Origin of the sequence: Amycolatopsis sp. QT-25 (assembly GCF_029369745.1) — a bacterium.
Taxonomy (GTDB): domain Bacteria; phylum Actinomycetota; class Actinomycetes; order Mycobacteriales; family Pseudonocardiaceae; genus Amycolatopsis.
The window spans coordinates 6,705,374-6,718,606 of sequence record NZ_CP120210.1 but is presented as its reverse complement, the minus strand read 5'-3'; the positions used below and the strand labels follow the sequence as shown (position 1 = coordinate 6,718,606).

Annotated in this window: 15 protein-coding genes; 9 read left to right on the top strand and 6 right to left on the bottom strand. The window is 71.1% G+C overall.

Annotated elements, in window-relative coordinates:
* Positions 1 to 22: 22 nt before the first annotated feature.
* Genes P3102_RS31345 through P3102_RS31335 form a run of 3 tightly spaced genes read left to right on the top strand, consistent with a single transcriptional unit; the run spans position 23 to position 2,596 of the window.
* Positions 23 to 1,399 carry a DHA2 family efflux MFS transporter permease subunit gene (locus P3102_RS31345; protein WP_276364082.1) on the top strand — a complete coding sequence of 459 codons (1,377 nt, stop codon included), beginning with the start codon at positions 23 to 25 and terminating at the stop codon, positions 1,397 to 1,399.
* Positions 1,396 to 2,226, top strand: coding sequence for an SDR family NAD(P)-dependent oxidoreductase (locus tag P3102_RS31340; protein WP_276364081.1), 831 nt, complete (start codon positions 1,396 to 1,398; stop codon positions 2,224 to 2,226). The genes P3102_RS31345 and P3102_RS31340 overlap by 4 nt, the downstream gene beginning before the upstream one ends.
* Before the next feature lie 31 nt (positions 2,227 to 2,257).
* On the top strand, positions 2,258 to 2,596 hold the full coding sequence (locus P3102_RS31335; RefSeq protein WP_276371444.1) for a helix-turn-helix domain-containing protein: 339 nt from the start codon (positions 2,258 to 2,260) through the stop codon (positions 2,594 to 2,596).
* On the opposite strand, the gene P3102_RS31330 is transcribed toward P3102_RS31335, so the two are convergent.
* Positions 2,593 to 2,772, bottom strand: coding sequence for a hypothetical protein (locus tag P3102_RS31330; RefSeq protein WP_276364079.1), 180 nt, complete (start codon positions 2,770 to 2,772; stop codon positions 2,593 to 2,595). The two genes, P3102_RS31335 and P3102_RS31330, sit on opposite strands and share 4 nt — an antisense overlap.
* A 201-nt stretch (positions 2,773 to 2,973) precedes the next feature.
* A complete protein-coding gene (locus P3102_RS31325) occupies positions 2,974 to 3,264 on the bottom strand; it encodes a 4a-hydroxytetrahydrobiopterin dehydratase (RefSeq protein ID WP_276364078.1) in 291 nt (96 codons plus the stop codon).
* Between the two features lie 74 nt (positions 3,265 to 3,338).
* Between P3102_RS31325 and P3102_RS31320 the strand changes: the two genes are divergently transcribed.
* From P3102_RS31320 to P3102_RS31310, 3 genes are read left to right on the top strand one after another with little or no spacing between them, the layout of a single operon-like run.
* Positions 3,339 to 4,391, top strand: coding sequence for a thiamine ABC transporter substrate-binding protein (locus P3102_RS31320; RefSeq protein WP_276364076.1), 1,053 nt, complete (start codon positions 3,339 to 3,341; stop codon positions 4,389 to 4,391).
* Between the two features lie 47 nt (positions 4,392 to 4,438).
* Positions 4,439 to 6,016 carry an iron ABC transporter permease gene (locus P3102_RS31315; RefSeq protein ID WP_276371443.1) on the top strand — a complete coding sequence of 526 codons (1,578 nt, stop codon included), beginning with the start codon at positions 4,439 to 4,441 and terminating at the stop codon, positions 6,014 to 6,016.
* A complete protein-coding gene (locus P3102_RS31310; protein WP_276364075.1) occupies positions 6,016 to 7,083 on the top strand; it encodes an ABC transporter ATP-binding protein in 1,068 nt (355 codons plus the stop codon). The genes P3102_RS31315 and P3102_RS31310 overlap by 1 nt, the downstream gene beginning before the upstream one ends.
* A gap of 53 nt (positions 7,084 to 7,136) precedes the next feature.
* Here P3102_RS31310 and P3102_RS31305 read toward each other — a convergent pair whose 3' ends face one another.
* From P3102_RS31305 to P3102_RS31290, 4 genes are all read right to left on the bottom strand, one after another.
* Positions 7,137 to 7,448, bottom strand: a complete 312-nt coding sequence (locus P3102_RS31305) for a hypothetical protein (RefSeq protein WP_276364073.1) — start codon at positions 7,446 to 7,448, stop codon at positions 7,137 to 7,139.
* Between the two features lie 85 nt (positions 7,449 to 7,533).
* The gene (locus tag P3102_RS31300) at positions 7,534 to 8,403 is read right to left on the bottom strand and encodes an ABC transporter permease subunit (RefSeq protein ID WP_276364072.1); all 870 of its coding nucleotides are present in this window, start codon (positions 8,401 to 8,403) and stop codon (positions 7,534 to 7,536) included.
* Positions 8,400 to 9,395 (bottom strand): ABC transporter ATP-binding protein, encoded by a 996-nt coding sequence (locus P3102_RS31295; protein ID WP_276364070.1) that lies wholly within the window; start codon positions 9,393 to 9,395, stop codon positions 8,400 to 8,402. Before P3102_RS31295 ends, P3102_RS31300 begins: the two co-directional genes overlap by 4 nt.
* Positions 9,392 to 10,483: an outer membrane lipoprotein carrier protein LolA gene (locus P3102_RS31290; RefSeq protein WP_276364069.1), complete on the bottom strand. Its 1,092-nt coding sequence runs from the start codon at positions 10,481 to 10,483 to the stop codon at positions 9,392 to 9,394. Before P3102_RS31290 ends, P3102_RS31295 begins: the two co-directional genes overlap by 4 nt.
* A gap of 145 nt (positions 10,484 to 10,628) precedes the next feature.
* On the opposite strand from P3102_RS31290, the gene P3102_RS31285 reads away from it, so the two are divergent.
* From P3102_RS31285 to P3102_RS31275, 3 genes are all read left to right on the top strand, one after another.
* Positions 10,629 to 11,357, top strand: coding sequence for a response regulator transcription factor (locus P3102_RS31285; protein WP_276364067.1), 729 nt, complete (start codon positions 10,629 to 10,631; stop codon positions 11,355 to 11,357).
* A complete protein-coding gene (locus P3102_RS31280; RefSeq protein ID WP_276364066.1) occupies positions 11,354 to 12,685 on the top strand; it encodes an ATP-binding protein in 1,332 nt (443 codons plus the stop codon). Before P3102_RS31285 ends, P3102_RS31280 begins: the two co-directional genes overlap by 4 nt.
* Positions 12,686 to 12,793: 108 nt before the next feature.
* Positions 12,794 to 13,183, top strand: a complete 390-nt coding sequence (locus tag P3102_RS31275; protein WP_276364064.1) for an NUDIX domain-containing protein — start codon at positions 12,794 to 12,796, stop codon at positions 13,181 to 13,183.
* Positions 13,184 to 13,233 lie beyond the last annotated feature (50 nt).

Sequence of the window (13,233 nt, the reverse complement as noted above, 5' to 3'; positions counted from 1 at the left end):
CGAGTCGATGGACGGGAAGAACATGACAACCATCCGAGACGATCGGCTGGGCTCCTCGCTGCGGCTGCTGATCGGTGTGATCCTGCTCGGCGGCGCGCTGGGCATCCTGAACAGCACGATGGTCGCGGTCGGGATCCGCGACCTCGCCGAGGACTTCGAAGCCTCCCTGGGCACCGTGGGCTGGGTTTCGACCGGCTTCCTGCTCGCGGTCACCGTCACCATCCCCGTGACCGGCTGGGCGGGAGAGGTGTTCGGTGGCAAGCGGATGTGGCTCACCGGGCTCGCCGTCTTCCTCGCCGGCTCGCTGGGGTGCGGGCTGGCGTGGGACATCGAAAGCCTGATCGCCTTTCGCGTGCTGCAGGGGATCGGCGCGGGCGTCCTCGATCCGCTCGTGCTCACCTTGCTCGCCAGAGCCGCCGGGCCGCGGCGCGCGGGCCGGGTGATGGGATTGATGGCCGCCGTGCTCTCGCTCGGTCCCGTGCTCGGGCCGGTACTCGGCGGGATGGTGCTGCAGGGGCTCGGCTGGCGGTGGATGTTCCTGCTCGGCGTGCCCCTCGGCGCGCTGGCTGTGCTGCTCGCGGTGCGCGTGATGCCCGCCGATCCCCCGGTCGAGCGACGGGAACGGCTCGACGTCCTCGGTGTCGCCCTGCTCGGGCCGGGTTTCGCGAGCCTGCTCCTGGTGCTTTCCCAGGCCGCGGACGGGGCAGGCCTCGTCTCTTCGCCCGTGCTCGTCCCGCTGGCGGTGGGTGCTCTCCTGCTGACGGGTTACGTGCTCCGCGCGCTGCGCGGCGAGGCGCCCCTGGTCGATGTCCGGCTGTTCGCCCGTCGCGGCTTCGCCGCGAGCGTCACGGTCATGGCGCTGACCGGCCTGGTGCTGTTCGCGAGCCTGATCGTGCTCCCGCTCCACTTCCAGCAGGTCAAGGGACACGGTGCGCTCGCGGCCGGACTGCTGGTCGCACCGCTGGGCGTCGGGGCCGCCGTCGCCGCCCCGCTGGCCGGGCGCGTCAGCGACCGGATCGGTTCCCGCAACCTCGCCTTGGCCGGTGGTCTCGTGGCCGCCTTGAGTGCCGTCTTCTTCACCCGGGTCGACACCGGGACGGGTGACGCGGCCCTCGTGCTCGCCGGGCTCGTCCTCGGCGCCGGACTCGGTTTCGTGGGGCCGCCCGCGATGGGGGCGGTGTACCGGACACTGCCGGGGCCTTTGGTGCCGCAGGGAAGTTCGGTGCTCTACATGCTCAACCAGCTCGGCGGTTCGATCGGGGTCGCCGTGGTCGCGTTGCTCCTCGGCACCGCGACCGGCCCGGTCGCCGGTCTGCACGGGGTGTACTGGTTCGTGGCGGGCACCCTGCTCGTCCTGCTCGCCGCCGCGACCCGCCTGCCGGGAAGGGGAGACCGGTGAAGACGATCGTGATCTCCGGCGGCACCGACGGAATGGGCAAAGCCCTGGCGATGGAATACCTCGGCCGCGGTGACCGCGTCGTCGTCCTCGGCCGTGATCCGGTCAAGGGCGCCTTGTTCGCCGAAGCAGGCCGGGCGACGTTCATCCCCGCGGATCTCGGCCTCGTCGCGCGCAACCGGGAAGTCGTCGAGCTGATCACCCGGCGCTTCCCCGTCGTGGACGCGCTCGTGTTGTGCGCACGCCACTTCCGCTCGGCCAGAGTGGAGACGGCCGAAGGCATCGAAAGCACCTTCGCGCTGGAATACCTCAGCCGCCACCTGCTCAGCCATGGTCTCGCCACCGCGTTGGGCCGGGCCGAGCGGCCGGTCATCGTCAACGTGTCCGGGCCGGGCACGGCCAAACCCGAGATCCGCTGGCACGACGTCTCCTTGTCGCGGAGCTATCAGGGGGTCGCCGCGCAACTTCAGGCCGGACGGGCGAACGACCTGCTCGGAGTCGCTTTCGCCGCCGAGCACGCCGGGAGCGGCATCGCTTACGTGCTGGTCAACCCGGGCCCTGTCGCGACCAGCTTCTCCGGCGACTACGACGCGGCGACCGCCGCCCACGTCGAAGCCTTGAAGAGGTACGGCAAACCGGTCGAGGAAGGCGTCGTGCCGATCATCGCGCGGATCGACGACCCGCCCGCGGCACCGCTCAGCGCGTTCGTGGAAGGACGGCGGATCGAGCCGGCCGGACCCGGTTTCGAACCCGAGGCGGCGCAACGCCTGGCCGAGGTCACCGGGAGGCTGCTGGCGGAGCTCCAGCGCGAAAAGCGCGAGCGGGGGTAACTTCGGGCGGGTGAAGCCGTTGAGCCCCGACATGTTCGCCCCGGGCTGCCCGTCGAACCTGACCCCGTTCCGGATCGGCGACAAGTGGGCCGGTCTGGTCGTGCTGTGTCTCGAAGAAGGCCCGCGCCGGTTCTCCGAACTACGGGTGCCGCTGAGGGGCGTCACGGCGAAGGTCCTCACGGAGACCCTCAGGGCACTCGAGCGCGACGGCATGATCACGCGGACGGCGTACGACGAGACGCCGCCGCGCGTGGAATACGAGCTCACTTCGCTCGGCCGGACGTTGTTCGAGCCGATGGAAGCGTGCCGAGAGTGGGCGGTCAAGCACCTGCCGGAGCTTGTCGCCGCGCGCAAGGCTTACCCGGGTTAGCCGAGAAGGCCGAGCACGACGATCGTCAGCAGCGTGACGGCCGCGGCGAAGGTGGTCACCCAGGCGCGCTGGGCGGCGGTGATCGAGGCGTTGTTCACGGCGGTTCCCCCCGGGGAGAGAAGCGACAGGTCCGCCGGGAACAGCGCGTTGATCAGGCGCCGCGTTACCTTCGGCACCCTGGTGTGACCAAGATCACTGATCGTGTTGGTGGTGGCGGTCGCGTGCCGTGTACCAAAGCACTCCGGCAGCGGCGGCCACCATCGCGCCAAACGCGGAGAATCCCACCATGATCGCTTGCGTCATCACTCGTCCTTTTCTCGTCGGTCGTACCGGCAAGACGTCCGGGACGCGGTGTCGTGGCGCGATCGTCGCGGACGTCACACGTCGCCGAGGACCTGGTCGATCTGCGACGCCAGCGTGAAGTCCTTCTCCGTCAGTCCTCCGGCGGAGTGGGTGCTGAGCCGGAACGTGACCGCCCGCCAGCGGATGTCGATGTCGGGATGATGGTCGGCCGCCTCCGCCAGTCCGGCCACCTTGTCCACGGCTTCGATGGCTTTCGGGAAGCTCGGCAGCTTCGCCGTCCGCTCGATCGTGACGCCGTCGCGGCTCCAGCCGGAGAGCTTGGTCACGGCTTCGTCGGCCTGCTGGTCGTTCAAGATTTCCGCCATGACTCCATGGTGGTACGCCGTCGGCTACGCTGCACTTTCGCCACGGATCCCCCTTGAAGAACGCAGGAGGCTAGATGAAACGCGCCCTCCGCACGGTCGTCGCGGCCGGCACGGTGGCCGCCCTCGTCGCGGGCTGCTCGCTCTCCGGGAACACGGGGGACGACCCGCAGGCGCCGGCGACGGTCACGCTCGTGACACACGACTCGTGGCTCGCCCCACAGGAGGTCCTCGACGCGTTCGAGCGGCAGTCCGGAATCAAGATCTCCGTGCTCAAGCAGGGTGACGCCGGGGCGCTGACCAACAAACTGGTGCTGACCAAGGCGAACCCGATCGGCGACGTCGCGTACGGCATCGACTCGACGTTCGCCTCCCGCGCGCTCACCGAAGGCGTTTTCGAGCAGTACACCAGCCCGGAGGCCGATCGCGGCCCGCAGCGCTACTCCGTCGACCCCGAGCACCGCCTCTCCGCGGTCGACCTCGGCGACGTCTGCGTCAACATCGACACCCGGTACTTCGTGGACAAGGGCATCCCGGAGCCGAAGTCGTTCGCGGACCTGGCCGACGCCAAGTACAAGGACCTGATGGTCGCCGAGAGCCCGGCGACGTCGTCGCCGGGGCTGGCGTTCCTGCTCGGCACCGTCGCGCAGTTCGGCGAGCAGGGCTGGCAGGCGTACTGGACGCGGCTGAAGGCCAACGGGCTCAAGACGGTCAGTGGCTGGGAAGAGGCCTACACCAAGGAATTCTCGGGTTCCTCCGGCAAGGGCCCGCGTCCGATCGTCGTCTCCTACGCCTCCTCGCCCGCCGCCGAAATCGGCGACGACGGCAAACCGCGGACGAAGGCGCTGCTGGACACCTGCTACCGCCAGGTCGAGTACGCGGGCGTGCTGGCGGGCGGCAAGCAGGTCGAGAAGGCCCGCAAGGTCGTGGACTTCCTGCTGTCCCAGCAGTTCCAGGTGACCGTGGCGGGCAACATGTACGTGTACCCGGCCCGGCAGGGCGTCGAGCTCCCGCAGGGCTGGGCGCAGGCCGCCCCGCTGCCGCAGCAGCCGAAGACGCTCGAACCGGCCAAGATCCAGGCCGGACGCGAGCAGTGGATCGCCCAGTGGCGCACGCTTCTCGAAGGCTGAGTACCACCAGGCCGACTTTCCGAGGAGCCGGGCTGACGGCGCTCGCCGTGCCGCCGCTCGGTTTCCTCGTGGTGTTCTTCGCCTGGCCGGTCGCGGCGATCGTCGGCCGGGGCTTCGGTTCCGGTGGGGTCGGCACGGCCATCGGCGACCCGCTGACCTGGGAACTCGCGGGGTTCACCGTGGCGAGCGCGGGGGTCTCGACGATCGTCGCGGTGCTCGCCGGTCTGCCGGTGGCGTTCCTGCTCGCGCGGGTGCGGCTGCCGGGGGTCTCGCTGGTGCGGACGCTCGTGCTGGTGCCGTTCGTACTGCCGACCGTCGTGGTCGGCCTGGCGTTCCGCGCGCTCTGGCCCGACGGTGGGCTGCTGCCTTTGGTACTGGCCAACGCCTTCTTCAACGTCGCCGTCGTCGCTCGCACGGTTTCCGGGCTGTGGAGCCACCTCGATCCGCGCACCGTGGACGCCGCACGGGCACTCGGCGCGTCGCCGTGGCGGGCCTTCCGCTCGGTGACGCTGCCCGCCCTCGCGCCCGCCATCGCGTCGGCGGCGGCGGTGGTGTTCCTGTTCTGCGCCACCAGCTTCGGGGTCGTGCTCATTCTCGGCGGGGCGCGGTACCGCACCCTGGAGACCGAGATCTACCTGCGCACGGTGGAACTGCTCGACCTCTCCGGCGCGGCCGCGCTGTCGCTGGTGCAGTTCGCCGCCGTGGTCGCCGCGCTCGTCGTCGGCGCGCTGGCGAGGCGGCGCCGGGAGAACGCGGTGCGGCTGCGTGCGCGGAACGAGACCGCGCGGCGGCCCAGGGGCGGCGAGTGGTGGGCGGTCTCCGCGGGCCTCGCGGTGATCGCGCTCCTGATGACACCGATCGTCGCGCTGCTCGTCGAGTCCGTGTCCGCTTCGGACGGTTTCAGCCTCTCCGGCTACGAGGCACTCGCCGGACAGGGCTCCCGTGGCGCGCTTGGGGTTTCCGGCTGGGACGCGGCGTCGATGTCACTGCGGACGGCGTTCGACGCGACGACGCTCGCGATGATCGTCGGGGTGCCGGCCTCGGTCGTGCTGGTGGCGCTGCGCCGCACGCCGGGCGGGCTGGCCAGGGGCATGGGCGAGACGATGGACGCCGCGCTCATGCTGCCGCTGGGCGTGTCCGCGGTGACCGTCGGTTTCGGGTACCTCGTCACGCTCGACGCGCTGCCGGGTGACCTGCGGACGTCGCCGCTGTTGGTGCCGCTCGCGCAGGCGCTGGTGATCATCCCGCTGATCGTGCGGATGGTGCTGCCGGTGCTGCGCTCGGTCGACGTCCGGCTGCGCCAAGCCGCGTCCACGCTCGGCGCGAGCCCCGGCCGGGTGTGGCGGGAGATCGATCTTCCGCTGACCGCGCGTTCGCTGGTCGCGGCGGCCGGTTTCGGGTACGTGGTCGCGCTCGGCGAGTTCGGCGCGACGAGCTTCCTGGCCAGGCCGGACGCGCCGACACTGCCGGTCGCCGTCGCGACGCTGATTTCGCGGCCGGGGGAGCTGAACAACCAGATGGCCTACGCGGCCTGCGCGCTGCTCATGATCGTGACCGTGGTGGCGGTGGTGCTGATCGACCGGTTCGGCGCGGTCCGCGGGCAGCATTCGGTAGGGGAGTTCTAGTGTCGCTGTCGGTACGGGATCTGACCGTCCACTATGGATCGTTCACCGCGGTGGAGGACGCCCGGCTGGACATCGCCGACGGCGAGGTGCTGGCGCTGCTCGGCCCGTCCGGTTCGGGGAAGTCGACTTTGCTGCGGGCGATCACCGGGCTGGAGCCGCTGACGTCGGGGACCGTGCGGTGGGACGGCGAGGACCTCGCCGGTGTCCCGGTGCACCGCCGGGGGTTCGGCCTCGTGTTCCAGGACGGGCAGCTGTTCCCGCACCAGGACGTCGCCGCGAACATCGCGTTCGGCCTGCGGATGCACGACGTCCCGCGTGCCGAGCACGCGGAGCGGGTCCGTGCGCTGCTCGACCTGGTCGGGCTGGCCGGGTACGAACGACGGCGGGTCACCGAGCTGTCCGGCGGGCAAGCGCAGCGGGTGGCCTTGGCCCGCGCGCTGGCGCCGGAACCGCGGCTGCTGCTGCTGGACGAACCGCTGTCCGGGTTGGACGCCGGACTCCGGGAACAGCTCGCGATCGACCTCGCGGCCCTGCTGCGGCGCAGCAAGATCACCGCGCTGCTGGTCACCCACGATCAGGAAGAGGCGTTCACGCTCGCCGACCGTGTCGCCGTGCTCGACGACGGCGAGATCCGGCAGGAGGGCGCGGTGCGCCGTGTCTGGCGGCAGCCGGTGGACGAGGACGTGGCGCGGTTCCTCGGCGTGACCACGTTCGTCGACGGCGAGGCGTCCGGCGGTGTGGTGCGGACGGTGCTCGGGGACGTCACGCTGCCCGACGTCGAGGACGGTCCGGTGCGGCTGGGGTTGCGGCCGCACGGGCTGCGGGTCTCCCCGGACGGCGTCGAGGGCGAGGTCGTCGCCGTGGTGCACCGGCGGGAGCACGTGCGGCTCGTGGTCGCGCCCGGCGGCGATCCCTCCACTGTGGACGCCGTCGCGCCGGTCACGGCCGACCTCCGCCCCGGCGACCGCGTCCGGCTCGCCCTGGACCCGGACGGCGTCGCCCAACTCCGCAACCAGTCACCTGATTGCGACGCTTCGCCCACCCAACCGACACAATTCGGCACCTGAGTGCGATGGTTGGCAACGCGAACTATCGCACTCAGGTGCCGAATTGCGGGAGTTCAGACGGCGACCAAGCGGATGAGCAAGACCAGGCCGAGGGTCAGGGCGGCGCACGCGATCGCGAGCCACGCGTAGCCCTCCATCGGCGAGTCGTACAGGGTGTGCGCGGTGCCGTACCTGTTCAGCCTGCGGCCGATCACCCGGATCAGGATCGCGCTGAGCGCGAAACCCGCCACCCAGGCGATGTCCGTGATCAGCTGTCGCCCGTCGAAGACCTCCTGGAACACGACGCCGACACCGAGCCCGAGCAGGAGCAGCGGCCCCACCAGACAGCCCGCCCCCGTCCACTTGACGGCCCCCACCTCGAACATGCCCCGACCTTACCGCGCCTCGACGCCGTGAAGGCCCCCTTCACGACCCTCAAGGCAGGAAGGAGGCCTTCACTGACTTGCGAGGTCAGCCGTCCCGCGTGGTCAGGCGCGCGTAGGCGATCGAGAGCCCGATGGCGATGTAGCAGGCGGCGCGCAGCGCGCCCTCGCCGAGCATCGCGGTGTCCAACGGGTCCATCAGGACCGAAGCCGGCGCCTCTGACCAGTTCTCGTTGAGCAGGAACGGATGCAGCCAGGAAACCGCGTCGAGGAACCCGAGGATGGTGAACACGATCGTCCCGGCCAGCACCGAGGCCACGACCAGCATCGGATGTTCGGTGAACGCCGAGATCGCGAGCGCGACCGCGCCGACCGCCCACAGTTGCAGGATCACCCACGCGGCCACGAGCAGGATGCGGCCCAGCGCGTCCCAGACGCTCAGGGTCGAGCCGGTGAGGGTGAACATCGATTCGGTGCCGCTGATGATCAGGCCGGTGACGAACCCGGTGAACGTCATGGCCAGTACGGCGATCGTCGAAACCGTCGCCACGCCGAACGCCTTGATCGCGAGCAGCCTGCCCCGGCCGACCGGGGCGATCAGCCAGCCCCGCAGTGTCCCGTGGGCCGCCTCGCCGGCGATCGCGTCCGCCCCGGCCATCGCCGAAGCGAGCGGGAGCAGCAGCGCCAGTGTCATGGTCAGCGCCGCGACCGGCAGGACGAAGCCGTTGTTGACCGCGGACGCGAGCAGTTCGCCGTCCTGTCCGCCTCTCGTTTCCGAAGCGTCGACGAAGGTCAGCGCGACGCCGATGATCACCGGGATCGACGCGAGCAGGCCCAGTACGGCCAGCGTGCGAGGGCGTCGGAAGATCCAGCGGAGTTCGGCACGGTACAACCTGAGCAGGCCGACGTTGTCGTGCCCGGTTCGCGCCGCGGGTGCCGCGGCCAGAGCGTGCGTCACGACTCCCCCTCACCGTCTACAGTGGACTCCGGCTGGGTCAGCCGGGCGAACAGGTCCTCGAGCCCGGTGCGCGCCCTCGCCGCCTCGTGCACGGCCACTCCGGCCGTCACCAGGTGGCGCAGCACGTCGGGAGCCTCGGCCGCGGTGAGATCGACGCGGACGCCGTCGGGCGTGAGCCGGGCGCCGATCCTGTTCTCCCGCAACGTGTCCACCGCGAGTTCACCGTCCGGCGTCCGCACCAGCAGCGCCGCGTTCCCCGACTCCAGCAGTTCCGCGAGCTCGCCCTGGGCGATCACGTTCCCCGACTGGAGCACCGCGACGTGCGTGCAGGTCGCCTCGACCTCGGCCAGCAGATGCGACGACACCAGCACAGTGACGCCGTCGGCGTGCAGTTCGCCGATGATCCGGCGGATCTCCCTGGTGCCCGCCGGGTCGAGGCCGTTGGTCGGCTCGTCGAGCACGACCATCCGCCTCGGCACGAGCAGCGCGCTCGCCAGCCCCATCCGCTGCTTCATCCCCAGCGAATACCCCTTGTAGCGCCGGTTCGCGGCGTCGGTCAGCCCCACCCGTTCGAGCGCCGCGTCGACCGCGCCGGGGATCCCGGCCGAGGCCAGCCTCGGTTCGGCCGCGGCCACCCGGAACAGGTTTTCCCGCCCGGAAAGGAAAGGGTGGAACCCCGGCCCTTCGACCAGCGCGCCGACGTCGGGCAGCGCGTGCGCCGCCTCGTCGGGCATCCGCTTGCCGAACAGTTCGACCTCGCCCTCGGTGGGCCGCACGAGACCGAGCAGCATCCGGATGGTCGTCGTCTTGCCCGATCCGTTGGGGCCGAGCATCCCCAGCACGGCGCCTTCGGGAACGTCGAGATCGACGTGGTCCACGGCCACCGTGCGGCCGTAGACCTTGCGCAGGCCCCTGGTGCGGGCCGCCATGGGTACCGCCGGAGCGGACGCCTCCCGAGAGGCGTCCGTCCCGGCTTCGAACGTGGTGGTCACTTCGCGGCCAAGGCCTCGAAGAGGACCTGCTCCGGAACCGCGCCGACGGCGTAGCGGCCGTCGTCGGTCAGCACGCCGCTGCCGACCTTGGTGGTCACCAGCCAGCCGCTGCCCCAGGCACCGCTGACCGGCTTGGCGAACCGCGAAAGCAACGCCTTCGGGTCGACCTGGCGGCCTTCCTCGTCCTTGGCGTCTGCGGCCTTCGCCAGCGCGTCGGCCGGGATCTTGCCGGTGATCGCGGTGTCCCAGCCGTCGCCGACGACCTTGATCTCGGACTTCGCCTGCTCGGCGAGTTCACGGCTCTTCGGGTCGACCTCGGCGGCCTTCTCGGTCACCTTCGCGCCCTTCGGTGGGGTGAACTCGAAGTTCGACGCGGGCTGGCTCGCGAAGTTGATCTCGCTGAACGAAGCCTCGAACGCCGGGGAGGACGCGCCGTTGGCCAGCACCGTGACGCGCAGCGGCATCCGGGTCTGCTCGTCGATCGCGACGCGGATCTCGCGCAGGAGCGTCCGCTCGGCCGGCTTCGGGGTCAGCACCAGTTCGTACGCCGAGCGGCTCGCCACGGACGACGTCCCGTCCACGGCGATCGTGCTGCTCTCACGCACCTTGGCGAGCAGTTCCGCGGCCACCGTCGCCGGATCGACGGCCTTGCCCTCGACCTTGTTCTGGTGCTCCTTGGCCAAGTCGGCCGGGATGGTGATCTTGGTGGCGGAGTTGTCCTTGGAGTCGTACTCCCAGACGGTCCCACCGTTCTTGACGATGGTCTGCTGGCTCGAGCCCTCGGTGAGCGACACCTTGCTCTTGCCCGCGCCGTCGGTCGACACCTGCGCCGAGTCGATGCTGAGCGCCGACGCGCCGGGCAGCGTGCTGCCGACCCGCGGCAGGCCGAGATCGTTGTCGACCTTGACCTTCCCGTCGAACGCCGACGGTTTCGCGTTGAGCGTCGACTGCACCAGCTCTTCGGCGCTGATCTGCGGCAAGACGGGTGCGTCGCCCGCGGTGGCGGGCATCGCGACGACGGCGAGCCCGCCGACACCCAGTGCCGTCCCCACCACCGCCGCGGTGATGGCCTTCCTCTTCGGATCCATGCTGTCTCTCCCTGTTTCCCCGAAGCCGGAGTGTGCTCGGGTCTCGGCGACCACGCTTCCCCGGAAACGCTGAGATACCACTCAGACTCCACCGCCCGAGCTGAGATGGCGCTGAGAGCTCGCGCGTGAGCTGGTGAAAGCGTGAATGATGAGGACCGTGAAACCTCGAGTACTGGTGGTCGACGACGAGCCCGGCGTGCGCAAGGCGTTGCAGCGGGGACTGCGCGCCGAGGACATGGACGTGGTCACGGCGGCCGACGGACCCAGTGGCCTGCGCCTGGCGCAGACGGGCTCCTTCGACGTCGTCCTGCTCGACATCATGCTCCCCGGGCTTTCCGGCTACCGCGTGCTCGAACGCCTGCGTGCGCTCGGCGTCACCACCCCGGTGCTGATGATCTCCGCGAAGGACGGCGAGGTCGACCAGGCGGACGGGCTCGACCTCGGTGCCGACGGTTACCTCGTGAAGCCGTTCTCGTTCGTCGTCCTGGTCGCGCAGGTGCGCGCGGTGCTGCGGCGGGCGGCGCCGGACGGGATCCGCGGGCCGCTGCGGATCGGCGCGCTCGAAGTCGACCGGAGCCTGCGGCAGGTCCGTTACGACGGCATCGAAGTGGCGTTCAGCCCGCGCGAGTTCGCGCTGCTGGAGGTGCTCGCGGGCCGGGCGGGGACGGTGGTCACGAAGGACGAGCTGCTGCGCGCCGTCTGGGGGGACGAGCAGGCCGCGACCCGCAACGTCGTCGAGGTCTACGTCGGTTACGTGCGCCGCAAACTCGACGCGGCCGGGGCCGGCGCGCTGGTCCGGACGGTGCGCGGGCACGGTTACCTGGCCTCGGATCCGCAGCTCGACGAAGTGATCGCCCCGGCGGGACAGGGGTGATCGGCTCGCCGTCCTGGTGGCGCCGCCGCTCGCTTCAGGTCCGGATCACCCTGCTCACGGCCGCGGTCACGCTCGGTTTCCTGCTCGGGCTGGCGGCGGTCGCCGGGGACAACCTCCAGCCGTTGCTCATCGGCTCGGTCGACGACGAGCTGAGTGCTCAGTTGGACACCGCGAAGGCCGAGGTCGTCGCGGGACGGACGCCGTCGGGAACGGTGGTCACCGTCCGCGTCCTCGACACCGGGGGCGGCCCGGTCGACGGCCTGCCGCCCCCGGATCTCGGCCCCGCGGAGATTCGCGCGCTGAAGGCGGGGGAGCCGGTCACCACCGGCGGCGAGCACAGCCGGCGCTGGGCGGGCACCGTGGTCACCGCGCCCGACGGGCAGCAACGGCTCGTCGTCGCGGGTGCGGGTCTGGTCGGCTTCGCGACCGCGGTGCACTCCGGCGGGCTGTGGCTGTTCGTGATCGCCTCCGTCGGCGCGGTGGGCGCCGGGGTCGCGACGTGGCTGCTGGTGCGGTTCGCGCTGCGGCCGGTGGCGAGGATGCGTGGCTCGGTGCGGGCGCTCCCGCCGGGCGCGCGGTTGCCGCTCCCGGATTCGCACGACGAACTCCGCGCGCTCGCCGAGGAGTTCAACGCCCTGCTGGCCAGGCAGGAGGAGGGCGCCGAACGGCTGCGGCGGTTCACCGGCGACGCCGCGCACGAACTCCGGTCGCCGGTCGCGTCGATCCGCGTGCAGGCCGAGGTCGCCGTCACCAATCCCGATCCCGAACTCGCCCAGGAGACGCTTTCCGACGTCCTCGAAGAGGCCGAGCGGCTGTCCGCGCTGCTCGACGGGCTGCTGGCGCTGGCGAGGTCGGACGCCGGGGAGGTCCCGCCCGCGGAACCGGTCGAGCTGGTGAGCGAGGTGCGCGCGGCGATCGCGCGGATGCCCGCCGACGCGCCCGAGATCCGGGTGAGCGGCACGGTCGGGAGCGCTTGGGCGCTGGCGACGCACGCCGAGGTCGAACTGGTGCTGAGCAACCTGCTGCGCAACGCGTGCCGCTACGCGCGCGGGCAGATCGTGGTGTCGGTGCTCGCGGCGCGGTCCACCGTGCGGGTGGTGGTCGACGACGACGGGCCCGGTATCGCACCGGAACACCGGGAGCGGGTCTTCGACCGCTTCTACCGCGTCTCCGACTCGCGGGCACGGTCCTCCGGTGGCACCGGGCTCGGGCTGGCGATGGTCGGGGAGGCCGTCCGGCGGCGCGGGGGCCGGGTGCGCGTCGGCGAATCACCCGATGGCGGGGCTCGGTTCCAGATCGTCTGGCAGGCGGCACGGCCCGGCGCGTGATGTCCTTCGGCCGGACCGCGTGATTCCCGTGTCCCGGCACGGAACACGCGTGATCGAAGGCGGAACACGCGTGACTGAAGGCGGAACTCACGCCCGTAGGGTGAGGGCGTGGTGATCGTGGGTGCCGCCATCGTGCGGAACGGACAGGTGCTGGCGCAGCAGCGGGCTTGGCCCGCCGACCACGCCGGGCAGTGGGAGCTGCCGGGCGGGCGCGTCGAGGACGGCGAAAGCGACGAAGCCGCCTTGGCGCGGGAATGCCTGGAAGAGCTCGACGTCGTCGTGACGGTCGCGGGCCGGGTCGGCGACGACGTGCCGCTGCCGAACGGGAAGCTGTTGCGGATCTACGCCGCTTCGCTGGTCAGCGCGGGGGACGAGCCGCGCGCGGTGGAACACAGGGACGTCCAGTGGGTCTCCGCCGGCGAACTCGGCGACCTCGACTGGCTGCCCGCCGACCGCGTGCTCCTGCCAGACCTGCACGCCCTGCTTTCGAGTACGTGAAGGACCCCTCCCGATACCTGGGCGCAAGGAAGGGGTCCTTCAGGTACTTC

Coding starts and splice junctions, on each gene's coding strand:
- P3102_RS31345 (WP_276364082.1), top strand. CDS start 23: ATGACAACCATCCGAGACGATCGGCTGGGCTCCTCGCTGCGGCTGCTG.
- P3102_RS31335 (WP_276371444.1), top strand. CDS start 2,258: ATGTTCGCCCCGGGCTGCCCGTCGAACCTGACCCCGTTCCGGATCGGC.
- P3102_RS31325 (WP_276364078.1), bottom strand. CDS start 3,264: ATGGCGGAAATCTTGAACGACCAGCAGGCCGACGAAGCCGTGACCAAG.
- P3102_RS31320 (WP_276364076.1), top strand. CDS start 3,339: ATGAAACGCGCCCTCCGCACGGTCGTCGCGGCCGGCACGGTGGCCGCC.
- P3102_RS31305 (WP_276364073.1), bottom strand. CDS start 7,448: ATGTTCGAGGTGGGGGCCGTCAAGTGGACGGGGGCGGGCTGTCTGGTG.
- P3102_RS31290 (WP_276364069.1), bottom strand. CDS start 10,483: ATGGATCCGAAGAGGAAGGCCATCACCGCGGCGGTGGTGGGGACGGCA.
- P3102_RS31285 (WP_276364067.1), top strand. CDS start 10,629: ATGATGAGGACCGTGAAACCTCGAGTACTGGTGGTCGACGACGAGCCC.